Source organism: Streptomyces sp. NBC_00096, assembly GCF_045041305.1.
GTDB lineage: Bacteria > Actinomycetota > Actinomycetes > Streptomycetales > Streptomycetaceae > Streptomyces.
Genome location: NZ_CP108221.1, coordinates 6,491,058 through 6,506,774, shown reverse-complemented (window position 1 = coordinate 6,506,774; position 15,717 = coordinate 6,491,058). Strand labels below are relative to the sequence as shown.

At 73.3% G+C, this 15,717-nt stretch carries 15 protein-coding genes; 6 read left to right on the top strand and 9 right to left on the bottom strand.

Features of this window, described 5'->3' with window-relative positions:
* The first annotated feature begins 44 nt into the window (after window positions 1–44).
* Window positions 45–1,169, top strand: coding sequence for an aminoglycoside phosphotransferase family protein (locus tag OG904_RS28900; RefSeq protein ID WP_405495921.1), 1,125 nt, complete (start codon window positions 45–47; stop codon window positions 1,167–1,169).
* Between the two features lie 258 nt (window positions 1,170–1,427).
* Window positions 1,428–3,224, top strand: coding sequence for a 3-oxosteroid 1-dehydrogenase (gene kstD / locus OG904_RS28895; RefSeq protein WP_405498343.1), 1,797 nt, complete (start codon window positions 1,428–1,430; stop codon window positions 3,222–3,224).
* 43 nt (window positions 3,225–3,267) lie between these two features.
* Here kstD and OG904_RS28890 read toward each other — a convergent pair whose 3' ends face one another.
* The 3 genes from OG904_RS28890 to OG904_RS28880 form a co-directional block, all read right to left on the bottom strand.
* Window positions 3,268–3,768: a hypothetical protein gene (locus tag OG904_RS28890; protein ID WP_405495919.1), complete on the bottom strand. Its 501-nt coding sequence runs from the start codon at window positions 3,766–3,768 to the stop codon at window positions 3,268–3,270.
* A gap of 291 nt (window positions 3,769–4,059) precedes the next feature.
* Complete coding sequence (locus OG904_RS28885) at window positions 4,060–6,930, bottom strand: ATP-binding protein (RefSeq protein WP_405495917.1); 2,871 nt, start codon at window positions 6,928–6,930, stop codon at window positions 4,060–4,062.
* 213 nt (window positions 6,931–7,143) lie between these two features.
* The gene (locus OG904_RS28880; protein WP_405495915.1) at window positions 7,144–7,560 is read right to left on the bottom strand and encodes an ACT domain-containing protein; all 417 of its coding nucleotides are present in this window, start codon (window positions 7,558–7,560) and stop codon (window positions 7,144–7,146) included.
* A gap of 26 nt (window positions 7,561–7,586) precedes the next feature.
* On the opposite strand from OG904_RS28880, the gene OG904_RS28875 reads away from it, so the two are divergent.
* The gene (locus tag OG904_RS28875) at window positions 7,587–7,817 is read left to right on the top strand and encodes a hypothetical protein (protein ID WP_405495913.1); all 231 of its coding nucleotides are present in this window, start codon (window positions 7,587–7,589) and stop codon (window positions 7,815–7,817) included.
* A gap of 51 nt (window positions 7,818–7,868) precedes the next feature.
* On the top strand, window positions 7,869–8,273 hold the full coding sequence (locus OG904_RS28870) for a hypothetical protein (RefSeq protein WP_405495911.1): 405 nt from the start codon (window positions 7,869–7,871) through the stop codon (window positions 8,271–8,273).
* On the opposite strand, the gene OG904_RS28865 is transcribed toward OG904_RS28870, so the two are convergent.
* Window positions 8,258–8,515 (bottom strand): hypothetical protein, encoded by a 258-nt coding sequence (locus OG904_RS28865; RefSeq protein ID WP_405495909.1) that lies wholly within the window; start codon window positions 8,513–8,515, stop codon window positions 8,258–8,260. The two genes, OG904_RS28870 and OG904_RS28865, sit on opposite strands and share 16 nt — an antisense overlap.
* A gap of 10 nt (window positions 8,516–8,525) precedes the next feature.
* Between OG904_RS28865 and OG904_RS28860 the strand changes: the two genes are divergently transcribed.
* The gene (locus tag OG904_RS28860; RefSeq protein WP_405495907.1) at window positions 8,526–8,930 is read left to right on the top strand and encodes a TetR/AcrR family transcriptional regulator C-terminal domain-containing protein; all 405 of its coding nucleotides are present in this window, start codon (window positions 8,526–8,528) and stop codon (window positions 8,928–8,930) included.
* A 71-nt stretch (window positions 8,931–9,001) separates the two neighbouring features.
* Here the strand turns inward: OG904_RS28860 and OG904_RS28855 are convergent, their stop codons facing one another.
* The 5 genes from OG904_RS28855 to OG904_RS28835 all read right to left on the bottom strand — a co-directional run bounded on the left by OG904_RS28855 (window position 9,002) and on the right by OG904_RS28835 (window position 13,774).
* Complete coding sequence (locus OG904_RS28855; protein ID WP_405498341.1) at window positions 9,002–9,229, bottom strand: DUF397 domain-containing protein; 228 nt, start codon at window positions 9,227–9,229, stop codon at window positions 9,002–9,004.
* 150 nt (window positions 9,230–9,379) lie between these two features.
* Window positions 9,380–10,555: a thiolase domain-containing protein gene (locus tag OG904_RS28850; protein ID WP_405495905.1), complete on the bottom strand. Its 1,176-nt coding sequence runs from the start codon at window positions 10,553–10,555 to the stop codon at window positions 9,380–9,382.
* The gene (locus tag OG904_RS28845) at window positions 10,552–11,610 is read right to left on the bottom strand and encodes a thiolase domain-containing protein (protein ID WP_405495903.1); all 1,059 of its coding nucleotides are present in this window, start codon (window positions 11,608–11,610) and stop codon (window positions 10,552–10,554) included. Before OG904_RS28845 ends, OG904_RS28850 begins: the two co-directional genes overlap by 4 nt.
* Entirely contained in the window at window positions 11,610–12,578 is a 969-nt protein-coding gene (locus OG904_RS28840; protein WP_405495901.1) for an OB-fold domain-containing protein, read from the bottom strand. The genes OG904_RS28845 and OG904_RS28840 overlap by 1 nt, the downstream gene beginning before the upstream one ends.
* Before the next feature lie 395 nt (window positions 12,579–12,973).
* A complete protein-coding gene (locus tag OG904_RS28835) occupies window positions 12,974–13,774 on the bottom strand; it encodes a crotonase/enoyl-CoA hydratase family protein (protein WP_405495899.1) in 801 nt (266 codons plus the stop codon).
* A gap of 174 nt (window positions 13,775–13,948) precedes the next feature.
* Between OG904_RS28835 and OG904_RS28830 the strand changes: the two genes are divergently transcribed.
* Entirely contained in the window at window positions 13,949–15,595 is a 1,647-nt protein-coding gene (locus tag OG904_RS28830; RefSeq protein ID WP_405495897.1) for an acyl-CoA synthetase, read from the top strand.
* Window positions 15,596–15,717 lie beyond the last annotated feature (122 nt).

The following is a 15,717-nucleotide window of genomic DNA, read 5'->3' as shown; positions in this document are numbered from 1 at the left end:
GCGGCGTACGCAACTCGTCGGCGCACGAAGGGATCCGTAACGCCATGTACGCAGCAACGACCTCCGTGTCCGCCCCGGTCCGGCCGCACCGCACGCTCCCCGCGGGCGGCGGCCCCTACCTCGAACCCGGCCGCTCCGCGGCACCGGCGCAGGGCGCCGTACGGGCACGGCGGATGCCGGGTACCGGATCACAGCCGCTCAGCGGGCGAATCGACCTTTCGGGCCCCCAGGGGGCGCAGTTGCGCACCGCTCTCGCCTCCGTGCAGCGGATCTGTCCGGAGTTCGCGCCGGTTCAGGTACTGCGCCGCAGCGGCCGGTCGGTCCTTCTGGTGGGGACCACCGGAAGGATGACTGCGGTGGCGAAGGTTTTACTGGATCACTCGCCCGAGTGGCGCGAGCGGTACCGGCACGAAATAGCGACGTACCGGACGTTCGTCCGGCACCGCCCGCAGGTCCGGGTGCCGCGGCTGATCGCCGCCGACCCGGAGAACTGCGTACTGGTCGTCGAGCGGATGGCCGGCCGGGTCGCCGCGCTCCAGCGGCATCCGGTGGAGGCCCCGCCGCGGGCCGACCTGCGGGCGGCGCTGGGGGCCGTGCGCCAGGTGAACGGCTGGCAGCCCGCCGAAGAGCTGTTCGGACGGCCGCTGGACTACGACCGGCGGATCGCCCGGGACTACCAGCTCGGCCTGCTGACGGACCGGGACTTCGGTGATCTGCAGAAGCTGCTGCACGGGGTGAAACTGTCGGGCAACCCCTGGCAGTTCAACCACGGGGACGCGCTGCTGTCGAACCTGCTCCTGTCCCCGGCGGGCCCGGTGCTCCTCGACTGGGAGCACGCCGGCTGGTACCGCCCGGGCTACGACCTGGCCACCCTGTGGACGGTACTGGGCGACGCCCCGGCCGCCCGTGCCCAGATCAGCCGCATGGCGCAGGCTGCCGGACCGGCCGCGCGGGACGCGTTCCTCGTCAACCTGATGCTGGTACTGACCCGGGAGATCCGGATGTCCGAGACGGCGGTGCAGCGCTCGATGCTCGCGACCGCCCCGACCCAGGCGATGCCGGCGGGCGCCCTGTCCTCGGGCGAGGAGCAGCGGCTGCTGCTGCGCCGCCTGCACGATGACGCGGGCATGGCCCGCAGGGCGGTCCGCGCGGCGGTGGGCACGCGCTGAGTCCTGCAGGTGGGCCCTGACGGCCCGGTATGCGAAATCCCGTGGTGCGCACACCCGATGTGCGCACCACGGGATTTCTCGCGTCCTGGCCGGATCCCGCCGGCCGGTGACCGGCGGGTGACCGGCCGGTGTGACCGATGCGTATGCCTTGACTTCACATGATCCCCCGAAGACCTTTTCTGACTCAGCATCAGAATGCTGGAGCCGCCCCCTCCCTCCCCACTCCGCTGGAGCCTGCCCATGACCGCGAGCCTGCCCATGTCCGCGAGACCCGCCTCCGCGGCGAGTTCCGAACCGAGCTCCGCCCTCCCCTCCCGCCGGACGGTCCTCGCGGGGACCGGCGCCGGGGTGCTCGCCGCCACCGTGCTGCCCTCCGCCGCGGCGCGCGCCGCGGACGGGCCCGCGCTCGGCGAGTACGACGTCGTCGTGGTCGGCTCCGGGGCATCCGGGATGACCGCCGCACTCACCGCCGCCAAGCGGGGCCTGAGCGTGCTCGTGGTCGAGAAGGCCCCGACCTTCGGCGGCTCGGCCGCCCGTTCCGGCGCCGGGATCTGGCTGCCGAACAACTCGGTGATCCTGGCCGCGGGTGTCCCGGACACCCCGGCGAAGGCCGCGGCGTACCTGTCGGCCGTCGTCGGCGGCGGCTCCTCCGCGGACCGGCAGGCGGCCTTCCTCGCCAACGGGCCCCGGATGCTGGACTTCGTGATGGCCAACAGCCCGCTGCGCTTCCGTTTCATGGACGGCTACAGCGACTACTACCCGAACCTCCCCGGCGGTCTCCCGAACGGCCGCTCCATCGAGCCGGACCAGATCGACGGCAACATCCTCGGCTCCGAACTGGCGCATCTGAACCCGGCGTACATGCCCGTGCCGGCCGGCATGGTGGTGTTCAGCCAGGACTACAAGTGGCTCAACCTGGCCGCCGTGAGCGCCAAGGGCCTCGCGGTGTCCACCGAATGCCTGGCCCGCGGCACGGCGGCCGCGCTGTGCGGTCAGAAGCCGCTCACCATGGGGCAGGCCCTGGCGACCGGTCTGCGGGCCGGACTGCTGCAGGCGGGGGTGCCCGTGTGGCTGAACAGCCCGCTCGTGGACCTGGTCCAGGAGGGCGGCGCGGTCACCGGTGTCGTGGTGGAGAGGGAAGGCGTACGGGGCGTCGTGCGGGCCCGCAAGGGTGTCGTCATCGGCTCGGGCGGCTTCGAGCACAACGCGGAGATGCGGGCCCAGTACCAGCAGCAGCCGATCGGCACCCAGTGGTCGGTGGGTGCGAAGGAGAACACGGGTGACGGGATCCGGGCGGGCCAGCGGGCGGGCGCCGCAATGGCGTTGATGGACGACGCCTGGTGGGGTCCCTCGATCCCGCTCCCGAACGAGCCGTACTTCTGCCTGGCCGAACGGACCCTGCCCGGTGGGCTGATGGTCAACGGGAAGGGTGCCCGCTTCGTCAACGAGGCCGCGCCGTACAGCGATGTGGTGCACGTGATGTACGAGAAGGACCGGGGCGCGACCGGATCCCACATCCCGGCCTGGCTGATCGTCGATCAGAACTACCGCAACAAGTACCTGTTCAAGGACGTCCTGCCGACGATCGTCTTCCCCGACTCCTGGTACGAGGTGGGCGCGGCGAAGAAGGCGTGGACCTGGGACGCGCTGGCCAATCAGATCGGGGTGCCGGCGGCCGCCCTGCGTTCCACCCTCAACCGGTTCAACGCCCAGGCCTGGAACGGCTCCGACCCTGACTTCCACCGGGGGGACACGGCGTACGACCACTACTACACGGACCCGGGCGTCACGCCGAACTCCTGCCTGGCTCCGATCTGGGCGCCGCCGTTCTACGCCTTCCGGATCGTGCCGGGTGACCTGGGCACGAAGGGCGGCATCGTCACGGACGCCCGGGCCCGTGCGCTGCGGGCGGACGGATCGGTGATCCGGGGCCTGTGGGCGGCGGGCAACGCGAGTGCGGCCGTGATGGGGCACAGCTACGCCGGGGCCGGGTCGACGATCGGCCCCGCGATGACGTTCGGCTACGTGGCGGCCAACGACATCGCGGACGCGTGATTCCGGTTCCGGCGGGCCGGGAGGACCGGCGCCGCCGGCCCTGCTAGCCCTGCTGGAAGAGCTCGGCGGGGAGCGGCTTCAGCAGCGCGTAGAGGTCGTCGGTGATCGGGCGGTCCCAGCTCGCGATGGTGACCAGCACGTTGTCGCTGCGGTCGAACTGCACGCAGCTGATCCTGCTCTCGGAGAGCTTGATCTTCCGGACGATGAGGAGGTTGTCGCCCTGCATGACGGGGCAGTCCTCGGCACCGGTGACCTCGACGTCCTCGTCGTTCTCGAGGGCGTCGAGGAGCTGGGCCACCTCGAAGGGGACCTGACCTTCGGCGAGGTCGCGTGCGGGGGAACCCTCGGGGAGGTTTCCGATGATCATCGCGGGGCCGCGGCCGCCGAACAGGTCGTAGCGGAGGAAGACACCCTGGCAGCTGCCGTCGGGCGCGGGCAGCAGCCCGGCGCCGAGATTGCCCGGCCAGTCCCCCGGGTCCATGGCCAGGACGTCGAAGTCCGGGCCGGCGGGTGTGGCGGCGCGGTGGCGGCGGAGGAAGGACATGCCGCAATGGTACGTGCCCGGCCACCCTTCCCGGCCCTCCACCCCCAGGCTCCGCCGGGACCCCCTGGGGGCTCCCTCCCGGACCCCGCGCTTCGATCTCCGGCGGGGCCGGAATTCCCACCGCCGACGTGCACGTGCGGGCCCGCACCGGCCAAATCCAGCACCGGCGGCGATCGAGGCGATCCGTTCCGCCCCTCCGGCGTTTGAGGAGCGGTGTTCGGGGGCCGGTCCCCGGCAACGGCGCCGCACCGCGGGCACGGCGCGGCACCACCTCGACCTTGTCCGCGGAGCTCAGCGGTGGCGGGCCGGCGACTCCACCGCGTCCCGCAGCCCCGCCCGGTCCGTGCCCAGTTTGCGGTAGACCTGCGACTGCTCCGCCTCGGAGACCTCCGCGTCCCCGGCCAGCAGCCGCTCCGCCACCTCCCAGTCGTCCTGGTCCAGCGCGTCCTCCCAGAGGATCCCGCACGGCACGGGGCCGCCCAGCGCGAGCAGCGCCGCCGTGGTGGTGGCCTCGAGGCCGTCCGCCCCGCACTGGCGGGCCGCGACCACGGCCCGTACCAGTACGTCCGCGTCGCCCCGCTCCTCCCCCAGCGCGGCCAGCGCCAGCGCGAGCTCGTAGCCCGCCGGGGAGGCCGACAGCAGCTGGACCGACTCCTGGAGCAGCGCCAGCCGCCCGGGCCCGGGCGGAGCCACCTCCGCCGCCACCCGCAGGGCCTGGCCGATGCCCGACGGGGCCCCGAACGCGCGGGCCCGGCGTACCGCGTCGGCGGCCAGCTCCCGGGCCCGTTCCGGGTCCTCCTCGGCCAGGGCGCGCGCCAGGTGGAGCCGCCACGGGCACCAGGACGGGTTCTGGATGCCCCTCGGGGAGAGCCTGCGGTCCACCGCCTCCAGCTCGGCCGCCGCGGCCTTCGCCTGGCCGCGGGCCAGCAGGAGTTCCGCGTAGACCGTCTGGGAGTCCGGGAAGACGACCGCCGCCGGGAAGGGCTCGCCGTACTCGTGTTCCCGTACCAGCTCCCAGGCCTCGTCCACCCGCCCCCGCGCCACCAGGGTGGCGACGAGGATCGCGATGGCGTACCAGTGCACGGGCGTACGCCGCCCGACGCGCTCAGCGATGCGCAGCCCGGCCAGCGCCAGCTCCTCGGCCTCCACCAGGCGCCCGCGCCGGTAGAGGATGTAGGCGCGCAGGCTGTAGGCGAAGGACAGGTGGGCCCCGCGCCAGCCCTGCCGCTCGAACTCGGCCGTGCCGGCCTCGAACAGCTCCTCGGCCCGGCCCGGTCGGTCCGCGTACATGTGCACCATCGCGACGAGCACCGGGACCTCGAAGCCCCGGTCCTCGTACGCCCAGCTGAACCCGTTCTCCAGGACCCGGCCGGCGTGGTGGAGGACCACGTCGACCGGCTCCCCGCGCAGGCAGGCGTCCCAGGCGCGCAGCCCGATGACGTACCGCTCGGTGAGGTCCCGCCCGGCCAGCCGGTCCGCGAGTTTGGTGAGGCGCCGCGAGCGTGCCGGGGAGTCGGTCTCGGCGGCGTTGAAGGCGTCCCACATGAACTGCTCGGACTGCAGGCGCAGCCGGGCGCGCACGTCCTGGGTGTGCGGGATCTCCCGTGCGAGGCAGTCCGAGGCCTCGGCGAGGCGGTCGCTGTGCGAGAGCACCTGGGCCAGCCGGATCACGATGCCCTGGCGCAGGGTCGGGTCCTCGAAGGGCTCCGCAAGGGCGGCGCGCAGGTGGTTGACGGTGTTGGCGGGCTCGGTGAGCAGGGAGGCGCAGCCCAGTTCGTACAGGACGGCCGCGCGCTCGTCGAAGTCCGGGGGCTCCCGCAGGGCCCGCGCGAGCTGACGGCGGGCGGCTTCGGGGGCTCCGGCCCGGAGGTTCTCCCCGGCGGCTTCGCGCAGGGTGCGCACCACCCAGGGGTCGTTCTCGGGGTGGGTCTCCAGTAGGTGCCGGGCGGCGGCGGAGGGTCCCAGTCCGGCGTCGACGACGGCCGCGGCGGCCTTGCCGTGCAGGGCGACGCGCAGGGCGTCGGGGATGCCGCGGTAGATGGCGGTGGCGATGAGCGGGTGGACGAACTCCAGCCCGTCCTCGTCCGCTTCTCCGGCCGCGGCCCAGGCTCGCGCGGGTTCCGCGGCTTCGGTGGCGGCCGACAGGATGCGGGCGTCGCGCAGCCGGCGGGTGGCGTCGACGGCCTCCTCGGTGCCGAGTCCGGCGATCCGGGCCGCGAGGTCCCTGGGGATGTCGGTGCCGAGGACGGCGCAGGCCCACGCGTAGCGGACCGTGGAGGGGCCGAGGCTGTGCAGGCGGGCGACGAGGCCGCTGCCGCGCTGGGCGGCGGCGAGGTCGCGCAGCAGCGGGGCGCTGGCTTCGACGGGGGCGAGGCCCTTGTCCCGTACCTTCGCGGTGAGTTCGACGGCTTCGAAGGGGTTGCCGGTGGTGACGGCCCAGGCCTCGCGGCAGAAGGCGTCGTCGGCGTGGTCGCCGACGGCCTCGCGCACCAGGGTGGAGACGGCCTCGGCGGTGAGCGGCGCGAGCGTCAGCGGGCGGTGGCCCGCGCGGCCGGGCAGCGTGCGGAAGGCCTCGGCGTGGGCGGGCAGTTCGTCGGGGCGGTAGGCCACGACGAGGAGCAGCGGGAGGTGTTCGGCGCGCGGGGCGAAGGCGGCGAGCCAGGAGAGGGATTCGGGGTCGGCCCAGTGGGCGTCGTCGAGGACCAGGGCGACGGGGGCGCGCTGCACGACGAGGTGGGTGAGGACCCAGTCGAGTCCGTCGCGCAGGCCCTGGGGGTCGGGCGGTGCGCCCTGCTCGGCGGCGCACAGGCCGAGGGCGGGGCCGACGATGGAGTACCAGCTGCCGAGGGCGGAGCGCAGTTCCGCGTCGGTGGTGCCGGCCAGCTGGGGCTGGATGAGCTGGCGGGCGACGTGGAAGGGCTGGCTCTGTTCCTGTTCGCCGCCGCGGGCGGCGAGGACGGTGCAGGCCTTGGCGTGGGCGCGGCGGCGCACTTCGGCGAGGAGCGTGGTCTTGCCGAGCCCGGCGGGTCCGGAGAGGGCCAGCAGGGCTCCGCCGGTGTCGGCCCCCGGATCCGTGAGCTGGTCCAGGGCCTCGTCGACCACGGTGAGCTCGGTGTCGCGTTCGAATATCGTGCGCCGTTTGCGGGTCCGGCGTTCCGTCATGGCTGGTACCCCCCAGGCCTGTTCGGGGGATCAGCGTACGCCCGCGCACCCGTGCGGGGAGCCACGTGCGGCAAATCCAACTGATCTTCTTTTCGGGCTTCCCGGCCGGGGACTTACCGTGCGGCGGCAGGGGGGGTGCCCGTACGGCGGCGGGCGGTGCTCGACGGCGGCGGGGGCCCCTTCCCGTGCGGCGCCGGGGCCCGCCGCGGCGGTTCACTCCTCCGCGGAGCGGGCGGCGAGCGCCTCCAGGACGGCCACGGCCTCGTCGGCGCGGTCGGCGTCCACGAAGAGGTGGTCGTGGTGGTAGCCGGCGATGACGTTGCAACTCAGGCCGTGCGCGCCCAGTTCGGTGGCGAAGGCCGCGGTGAGGCCTACCGCGTCGAGGGCGGAGTGCACGCGCAGGGTGATCCAGCCGGCGGTGTAGTCGTAGGGCAGTCCGGCCCCGTCGGCGTCCTCCTGGCTGAGGACCAGGGTGAGCCCCTCGGGTTCCAGGACGGAGGCGACCGGGGTGAGCCCGGCCAGGGCCGCCGGGTCGGTGTCTCCGGGGATGGTGCAGAACACGTACAGCCCGTCGTTCAGCTCGGGTCGCATTCCGCTCAGCAGTTTCCGCAGGTCGCTCTCTCCACTCATGCCGCCACCCTACCTATCATCCCGATATGACCGAATCGGCGGCCCCGCCCGCGGTGGACGGGGGCACCGAGCGGCACGCCTCCTGGCTGACCCTGTTCTTCGACCTGACGGCGGTGGCGGCCTCGGTGCACGGCGTGCGGGAGGAACGGGCGGGGACCTTCGCGCTCGCCTGCATCCCGGTGCGGACGCCGGCCGGCAAGGCGTGGGGGGCGGCGCGGGGAGTACGTGGCCGATCAGCCAGATGGGGCTGGGGCTGACGCCGTGGATCGTGTCGATGTGGTTCGACGGGACGGCGCGGTTCGGACGGGGTGCCGCTGCCGGCGCCGAACGTCCTGCCGGTACGCCTGACCCTGACCCTGACCCTGTCCCTGCACTGCTTCGTCGCGGGCTCGGTGGCGGCGCCGGCGGCCGGCCTCGGCCGCTGCGTGGCCCACGCCGGCGAACCGGTGCCGGATCCGGTGCGGTGGCTGCTGTGCGGGAGCCCGGCGGTGTACCCGCTGATCCCGGGGGCGGCGGTGGCCGCCTCGGGCCGGGGGACGGGCCCGGCCCTGCTGGCGGCCGGCCCGCCGCTGGTCCTCGTACTCGCCGCGGGCGCGTGGGCGGGCCCGGTGGCCCCCGCCCGACTGGTGTGGCTGCCGGCCCTGGCGGCCTGGTGGCCGCTGCTCACGGAGTGCCGGCGCCGGTCGGCGGCCGCGGCTCAGCCGTCCTCGTAGCGGGTCGGGGCGTCGCCCCTGAGCGGGGTCTCGCGGATCAGCCAGGCGACGGCGAAGGCGGTCGCGGCCAGGGCCATGGCGCCGAGGAGCAGGGCGTGCAGACCACCGACGCTCGCCCGCTCGAAGGCCTCGCGGACCGGGGCGGGCACGCTCCGCAGGTCGGCCGGGGTCAGCTCGCCGTTCACCCCGGCGGGCAGCGCGGCCTCCAGGCGCGAGGGCCTGCGGGCCTTCGCCCTGCACACCCGCGCCCTGGTGCTCCGCCACCCCTGGCTCACCCAGCTGCCGCCCCGCACCGCGCACGCCCTGACCCCGAACCGAATGGCCGCCGCCGAGGCGGCCTTGAGCGTCCTGGACGGCACCGGCCTGGACCCCGACGAGGCCATGCCCGCCGTCCGCGCCGTCGAGGCCTACACGCACGGCACGGTCGGCGCCGAGGTCGCCCTCCGGCAGCTGATGACGGGCAACGGCTGGACCGACGGGGACGACGTGCGGTCGGGCCTCGCACCGCAGATGACCTATCTGCTGGGCACCGGCCGCTACCCCGCCTACCGGCACTACGTGGACAACGCCGCGCACAAGGACGATCCGGCGTGGCGGTTCGAGACCGGGCTCGATATCACCCTCGACGGCATCGAGGCCCGCCTCACCCTCCCGTAGCGAAGACGAACGGCCCGGCCGCCCCCTACCTGAGCGGAAGGGGGCGGCCGGGCCGGATCGGGTGGTGCCGGTTACGTCAGGTCGAACTCCCCGCCCCGCGCGTTCAGCACGAACTTGCGCCACTCGTCCGGCGCGAAGATCAGCGAGGGGCTTTCGGGGCGGTCGCCGTTGCGCATCGCGATGAACCCCTCCACGAAGGCGATCTGGACGTCACCCGCCCCCCGGCTGCTCGACTGCCAGTCGGCCCCGGTCAGATCGAGGTCCGGCTTCCCCCAGCCGGCCGGCGCCTGCGAAGTCATGCTCTCTGCCACGTGCGTGCTCCTCCCGGTACTCCCGGTACGTCGTCCCGGGGCAAGGTTAGCCATCGCACGCCGTGCCGCACAGGCCACGGTGCGTCACTCGTGGCCTGTACGGCACCTGGCCGGAACGCCTGTTCCGCGCGCCCGGGTTCAGGAGGCCGGCGGCTGCGCTCCCACCAGCCACATCGAGAAGAACTGCGCCCCTCCGCCGTACGCGTGTCCCATCGCCCGCCGCGCGTCCGGGACTTGGTGGTCCCCGGCCTGACCGCGCACCTGGAGCGCCGCCTCCGCGAAGCGGATCATCCCGGAGGCGCCGATCGGGTTGGTGGACAGCACGCCACCGGACGGGTTGACCGGGAGGTCCCCGTCCAGCTCCGTGACCCCGGCCTCGGTGAGCTTCCAGCCCTCGCCCTCCTCGGCGAAGCCCAGGTTCTCCAGCCACATCGGCTCGTACCAGGAGAACGGCACGTACATCTCCACCGCGTCGATCTCCCGGCGCGGATCGGTGATCCCCGCCTGCCGGTAGACGTCGGCCGCGCAGTCCTTGCCCGCCTGCGGGGACACGAAGTCCTTCCCCGCGAAGAGGGTCGGCTCGCTGCGCATCGCCCCGCCGTGCACCCAGGCCGGCGGCTTCGGCGAACGGGCGGCGCCCGCCCGGTCGGTGAGGATCATCGCGCAGGCCCCGTCGGAGGACGGGCAGGTCTCGGAGTACCGGATCGGGTCCCAGAGCATCGGCGAGGCCTGGACCTTCTCCAGGGTGATGTCGTGCTCGTGCAGGTGCGCGTACGGGTTCTTCAGCGCGTTGCGGCGGTCCTTGTACGCGACGAGGGAGCCCACCGTGTCGGGGGCGCCGGTCCGCCGCATGTACGCCCGCACGTGCGGGGCGAAGAACCCGCCGGCCCCGGCCAGCAGCGGCTGCTGGAAGGGGACGGGCAGCGAGAGCCCCCACATGGCGTTGGACTCGGACTGCTTCTCGAAGGCGAGGGTCAGCACGGTGCGGTGGACGCGGGCGGCGACGAGGTTGGAGGCGACCAGCGCCGTGGACCCGCCCACCGAACCGGCCGTGTGCACGCGGAGCATGGGCTTGCCGACGGCTCCGAGGGCGTCCGCCAGGTAGAGCTCCGGCATCATCACGCCCTCGAAGAAGTCCGGGGCCTTGCCGATGACCACCGCGTCGATGTCCGCCCAGGTCAGCTCGGCGTCCGCGAGGGCCCGCGCCGCCGCCTCCCGGACCAGTCCGGCGATGGAGACGTCGTGGCGGGCGGCCACGTGCTTGGTCTGGCCGATGCCGACGACGGCCACCGGCTCCTTGCCCGACGTGCTCATGCTCGGTCCCCTTCCAGGACGGCGACCAGGTTCTGCTGGAGGCAGGGGCCGGAGGTGGCGTGCGCGACGGCCCGGTCGGACTCGCCGCGGTGGATGCGGGCGGCCGCCTCGCCGATCCGGATCAGGCCGGCGGCCATCATCGGATTGGCGGCCAGTGCTCCGCCCGACGGGTTGACGGACACGTCCTCGCCGAGTCCGAGGGCCTTGCGGAGCACGACCTCCTGGGAGGAGAAGGAGGCGTGCAGTTCGGCCGTGTCCACCGGTCCCTCGAAGACACCCGCGTGCTCGGCGGCGATCCGCGTGGACGGGGAGTCGGTGAGGTCGCGCAGCCCGAGGCTGTGGGCCTCGATGCGGTGGTCGATGCCGGTGATCCAGGCGGGCCGCCCGCACAGCCGCCGGGCCACGTCCCCGGCGGCCAGGATGACGGCGGCGGCCCCGTCGCCGACGGGCGGGCAGTCGCCGGTGCGCAGCGGGGCGACCTGGTAGTCGCCCTGCGGGACGACGCCGCTGAGCTGGGCGTGCGGGTTGGCGCTCGCGGCGGCCCGGCTGCGGGCGCCGATGGCGGCGAGCCGGGCTTCGTCGGTCTCCCCCGCGTCGATGAGCGCCTGTGCCTGCAGGGCGGCGAGGGCCACCGAGTCGGGCCAGAGCGGAGCCAGGTAGTACGGGTCGAGCTGGCGCGTCAGCACGTCACGCACCGACCCCGGCGAGGACTTCCCGTACGAGTAGACGAGCGCGGTGTCGGCCTCGCCGGTCTGGATCTTGACCCAGGCCTCGTACAGGGCCCAGGCGCCGTCCATCTCCACGTGCGATTCGGAGATGGGCGGCCAGGCGCCGACCCCGTCGAGGGTCATGGTGAAGGAGAAGGCCCGGCCGGCGAGGTAGTCGCTGGAGCCGGAGCAGGTGAAGCCGATCTCGCCCGCCTTCAGGCCGGTGGCGGCCAGCACCTGGTGCAGGACCGGCATGACCATCTCGACTTCGCTGAGCTCGTCTGTGCGGCGCAGGTGGTCGCTCTGCGCGAAGGCGACCACCGCGACCTCGCGGGCGTATCGGGCCATCAGATGAGCTCCTTGTACACGTCGTAGTCCGCGTCCGGCTCTCCGGTGGGGCGGTAGTGGTCGGGGTAGCGCCCGCCTTCGGTCCAGACCGGTTCGACCCGCAGCCCCATCCGCACCTGGTCGTACGGGATGCCGCCGATCCGGCCGTGGAGGGCGAGTCCGGCGCCGTCGAGGGCGATGTGGGCGTAGACGTAGGGGACTTCGATGTCGAGGTTCTTGGCCTTGATGTTGACGATGCAGTACGTGGTCACCGTGCCCGCCGGCCCGACCTCGACCCGGTCGGTGGTGGCGACCCCGCAGGTGGGGCAGGCGCCGCGCGGGGGCACGTACACCTTGTGGCAGGAGGGGCAGCGCTCGCCGATGGTCTTCTGCTCGGAGAGCCCGGCGATGTACGCGGTCTGCGCACGGCCCGGGCTGTACGTGTAGTCCAGGCGGGCCTCCGCGACGATGCCGGTGACGGCGTCGGCGAACTCCCCGGCGTGCGGGACCGCTCGCGCCGCTCCGGCGGCATCCCCGGAGTCCGCGGGCTCGAAGCAGGCGATGTCGGTGATCGCCCCGCTCCGCTCCCCGGCCCACCGGATCCGGACCCGCATCCCGGTGTGCACGGCCTCCTGCCCGGGGGCGTCGAGGGCGTGCAGGATGGCGGTGTCGGCGCCGTCGAGGCGGACCAGCACCCAGGCGAAGGGGGTGGCGAGGGGCTGATTGGGGCGCGGGGAGCCGTTCCAGGCCCAGGTGGTGACGGTCCCGGTGGTGCCCACCTCGACCAGATCGCGGATCTCCTCGGCGGTGACGGGGTCGTACTCGACGGGCGGCACCATCACCTTGCCGTCGGCGGTCGTCACCCCGAGGACGACGCCTTCGCGCAGCCCGGTGAGGAAGGCGCTCTGCACGGGCCCGAGGGACCGGGTGAAGGGGAACTCGACGACGAGGGGTGCCCGGAGGATCTCGGGTGGGGACGGGGCTGTCATGGATGACTCTCCGATGCTAGGGACGGGAACGATCCGATCCCTGCGGGACCGGTTCGGCCCGGCGGGGCAACTCAGCCCCGCCGGCGTTTGGGGCGCGGGGCCAGGGGCGGAGCCCCGAACTCAACCCCGCCGGGCAAACTCGGCCCCGCCGGGCAAATTCAGCCCCGCCGGCGTTTGAGGCGCGGGGTCCGGGGCGGAGCCCCGAGGTCCGACCCCGCTGCACGAATCCGTCGCCGCCGGGCAGAACCCAGCCCCGCCGGCGATTGAGGCGCGGGGTCCGGGGTCCGGGGTCCGGGGTCCGGGGTCCGGCCCCCGGCAACGGCGCCGCACCCGCACGACGGACCGGCACCACCGAAACGCACCACGGGCCGCGGCAAAGACCCGCCGTCGGGCGGCTACTCGCGCCGGTACACCGCGGGCCGCTTCTCCGCGAAGGCCCGCGCCCCTTCCTTGGCGTCGGCCGTATCGAAGATCGGCCACCCCCGGAGGAGTTCGGAGGCCAGCCCCTCCGACTCCGTCATCTCGGCCGTCTCGTAGACGGAGGCCTTCACCGCCTCCACCGCCAGCGGCCCACACGCGTTGACCCGCTCCGCGATCTCCAGGGCCACCTCCAGCGCCGTGCCGTCCGGCACCACCCGCCCGACGAGCCCGATCCGCGCCGCCTCCTCGGCCGCGTACGGCCGCCCGGTCAGCAGCATCTCCAGCGCGTGCGTCCGCGGGATCTGCCGCGGCAGCCGCACCGTCGAGCCGCCGATCGGAAAGAGCCCGCGCTTGACCTCGAACAGGCCGAAGGTCGCGCCCTCCCCCGCCACACGGATGTCCGTGCCCTGGAGGATCTCCGTCCCGCCGGCCACGCAGTACCCCTCGACCGCCGCGATGACCGGCTTGCGCGGCCGGTGGTGGCGCAGCATCGCCTTCCAGTGCAGGTCCGGATCGGCCTTGAGCCGGTCCCGGTACTGGTCGCCCGCCATGCCCTTGCCGGCCAGTGCCTTCAGGTCCATTCCGGCGCAGAAGTCCCCGCCGGCGCCCGTGAGCACCACCGAGCGGATCGTGTCGTCCGCGTCCGCCTCCAGCCAGCCGTCGTACAGCCCCACCAGCAGCGGCAGCGAGAGCGCGTTCTTAGCCTCGGGCCTGTTCATGGTGAGCACCAGCGTGGCGCCGTGGCGTTCCACGGTCAGGTGTTCGGTCCCACCCATTGCCGTCCTCCCGTCTCAAGACCTAGAACAGGTTGCAGGAGGGGCGGGTGCAGTTCAATAGTTTTCTGACACCCAGTCAGATTTATTGGACGGTCCCCTTCCCTGTTGGGGTTGGCGACGCTCTAATGACCGCCGAGCAGACCAGCCATGGGATTTTCTGGGTCAGGAGGACCGGTGGAGTACAACATTGCCGACCTGTTCGAGTCGGTCGTGGACGTGGTCCCGGACCGCGAGGCCCTGGTGTACGTGGACCACCCCGGGACGGGCGCCGAGCGCCGCCTCACGTACGCGGAGCTGGACGCGGCGGCGAACCGCATCGCGCACCATCTGCTGGACAGCGGCCTGGAGGCCGGCGAGCACCTGGGCCTGCACCTCTACAACGGGATCGAGTACCTGCAGACCGTCCTGGCCTGCCTCAAGGCCCGCCTGGTGCCGGTGAACGTGAACTACCGGTACGTGGAGGAGGAGCTGGTCTACCTCTACAACGACGCCGACCTGGCCGCGCTCGTCTTCGAGGGCGAGTTCACCGAACGGGTCGCGGCGGCGCTGCCCCAGACGACGAAGCTGCGCCACCTGATCCGGGTCGGGCCGACCCCCGAGGGCGTCCCGGAGCCCTCGATCGCGCCCGTCGCGTACGCCGACGCCGAGGCGGCCGGCTCGCCGGGCCGGGGGTTCCCGCCCCGCTCCCCCGACGACCTGTTCATCATCTACACGGGCGGCACGACCGGGATGCCCAAGGGCGTCATGTGGCGCGCCGAGGACCTCTTCTTCGCCGGGCTCTTCGGCGGCGAACCCTCCGGGGAGCCGGTGAAGCGGCCCGAGGAGCTGGCCGAGCGGGTCGCGGCGAAGGGCGCCGGGCTCACCTTCTTCCCTGCACCCCCGCTGATGCACGGCACTTCCACGCTGACCTCCTTCATCGCCTTCAACTACGGGCAGCGTGTGGTCATCCACCGCAAGTACGCGCCCGAGGAAGTGCTGCGCACGATCGAGAAGGAGAAGGTCTCCAGCGTCTCGCTGGTCGGCGACGCCATGCTGCGGCCGCTGATCGACGCCCTGAACGGACCCCTGAAGGGCACGGACCTCTCCTCTCTGTTCAGCGTCTCCTCGTCCGGCGCGATCATGTCGGAGACCGTGCGCGCGGAGTTCCAGCGGCTCGTGCCGAACGTGATGCTCCTGAACAACTTCGGCTCCTCGGAGTCCGGCTCCAACGGCCGCGCCACGAACGACTCCAGCCCGGAGAAGGGCTTCCGCCTGGAGGTCAACGAGCGTACGCAGGTGGTCGACCCGGTGACCCACGAGCCGGTGCCGGTCGGCGAACCGGGACGGCTCGCGCAGCGCGGGTACGTACCGCTGGGCTACTACAACGACCCCGTCAAGACCGCCGAAACCTTCTTCCAGAAGGGCTCCGAGCGGTGGGTGCTGCTCGGCGACATGGCGACCGTGGACGAGCAGGGCATCGTGACGGTCCTCGGCCGCGGCTCGCAGTGCATCAACACGGGCGGCGAGAAGGTGTACCCGGAGGAGGTCGAGGAGGCCCTGAAGTCCCATCCGGACGTCTACGACGCCCTGGTGGCCGGGGTCGCGGACCCGACGTGGGGCAGCCACGTCGCCGCGGTGGTCCAGATCCGGGAGGGCGCGGCGGAGCCGACGCTGGAGGAGATCCAGTCCCACTGCCGCACCAAGCTGGCGGGCTACAAGATCCCGCGCCAGCTGGTCCTCGCCCCCGCCATCCAGCGCTCCCCGAGCGGCAAGGCGGACTACCGGTGGGCGAAGTCGGTGGCCACGGAGGCCGATGCGGCCGGCGCGGCCTCCGCGAACTGACCGCGCACACGCTTACGCGCACGCCTGCGGGCCGGGACCTCCACGGGTCCCGGCCCGCTCGTGCGGGCGGGCAGGCGGGTGGGTCGGCCGCCTCAGAGCCTGGTGCGCGGTTCGGCCGCGAG

Coding starts and splice junctions, on each gene's coding strand:
- OG904_RS28900 (WP_405495921.1), top strand. CDS start 45: ATGTACGCAGCAACGACCTCCGTGTCCGCCCCGGTCCGGCCGCACCGC.
- kstD (WP_405498343.1), top strand. CDS start 1,428: ATGTCCGCGAGACCCGCCTCCGCGGCGAGTTCCGAACCGAGCTCCGCC.
- OG904_RS28890 (WP_405495919.1), bottom strand. CDS start 3,768: ATGTCCTTCCTCCGCCGCCACCGCGCCGCCACACCCGCCGGCCCGGAC.
- OG904_RS28885 (WP_405495917.1), bottom strand. CDS start 6,930: ATGACGGAACGCCGGACCCGCAAACGGCGCACGATATTCGAACGCGAC.
- OG904_RS28880 (WP_405495915.1), bottom strand. CDS start 7,560: ATGAGTGGAGAGAGCGACCTGCGGAAACTGCTGAGCGGAATGCGACCC.
- OG904_RS28875 (WP_405495913.1), top strand. CDS start 7,587: ATGACCGAATCGGCGGCCCCGCCCGCGGTGGACGGGGGCACCGAGCGG.
- OG904_RS28855 (WP_405498341.1), bottom strand. CDS start 9,229: ATGACTTCGCAGGCGCCGGCCGGCTGGGGGAAGCCGGACCTCGATCTG.
- OG904_RS28850 (WP_405495905.1), bottom strand. CDS start 10,555: ATGAGCACGTCGGGCAAGGAGCCGGTGGCCGTCGTCGGCATCGGCCAG.
- OG904_RS28845 (WP_405495903.1), bottom strand. CDS start 11,610: ATGGCCCGATACGCCCGCGAGGTCGCGGTGGTCGCCTTCGCGCAGAGC.
- OG904_RS28840 (WP_405495901.1), bottom strand. CDS start 12,578: ATGACAGCCCCGTCCCCACCCGAGATCCTCCGGGCACCCCTCGTCGTC.
- OG904_RS28835 (WP_405495899.1), bottom strand. CDS start 13,774: ATGGGTGGGACCGAACACCTGACCGTGGAACGCCACGGCGCCACGCTG.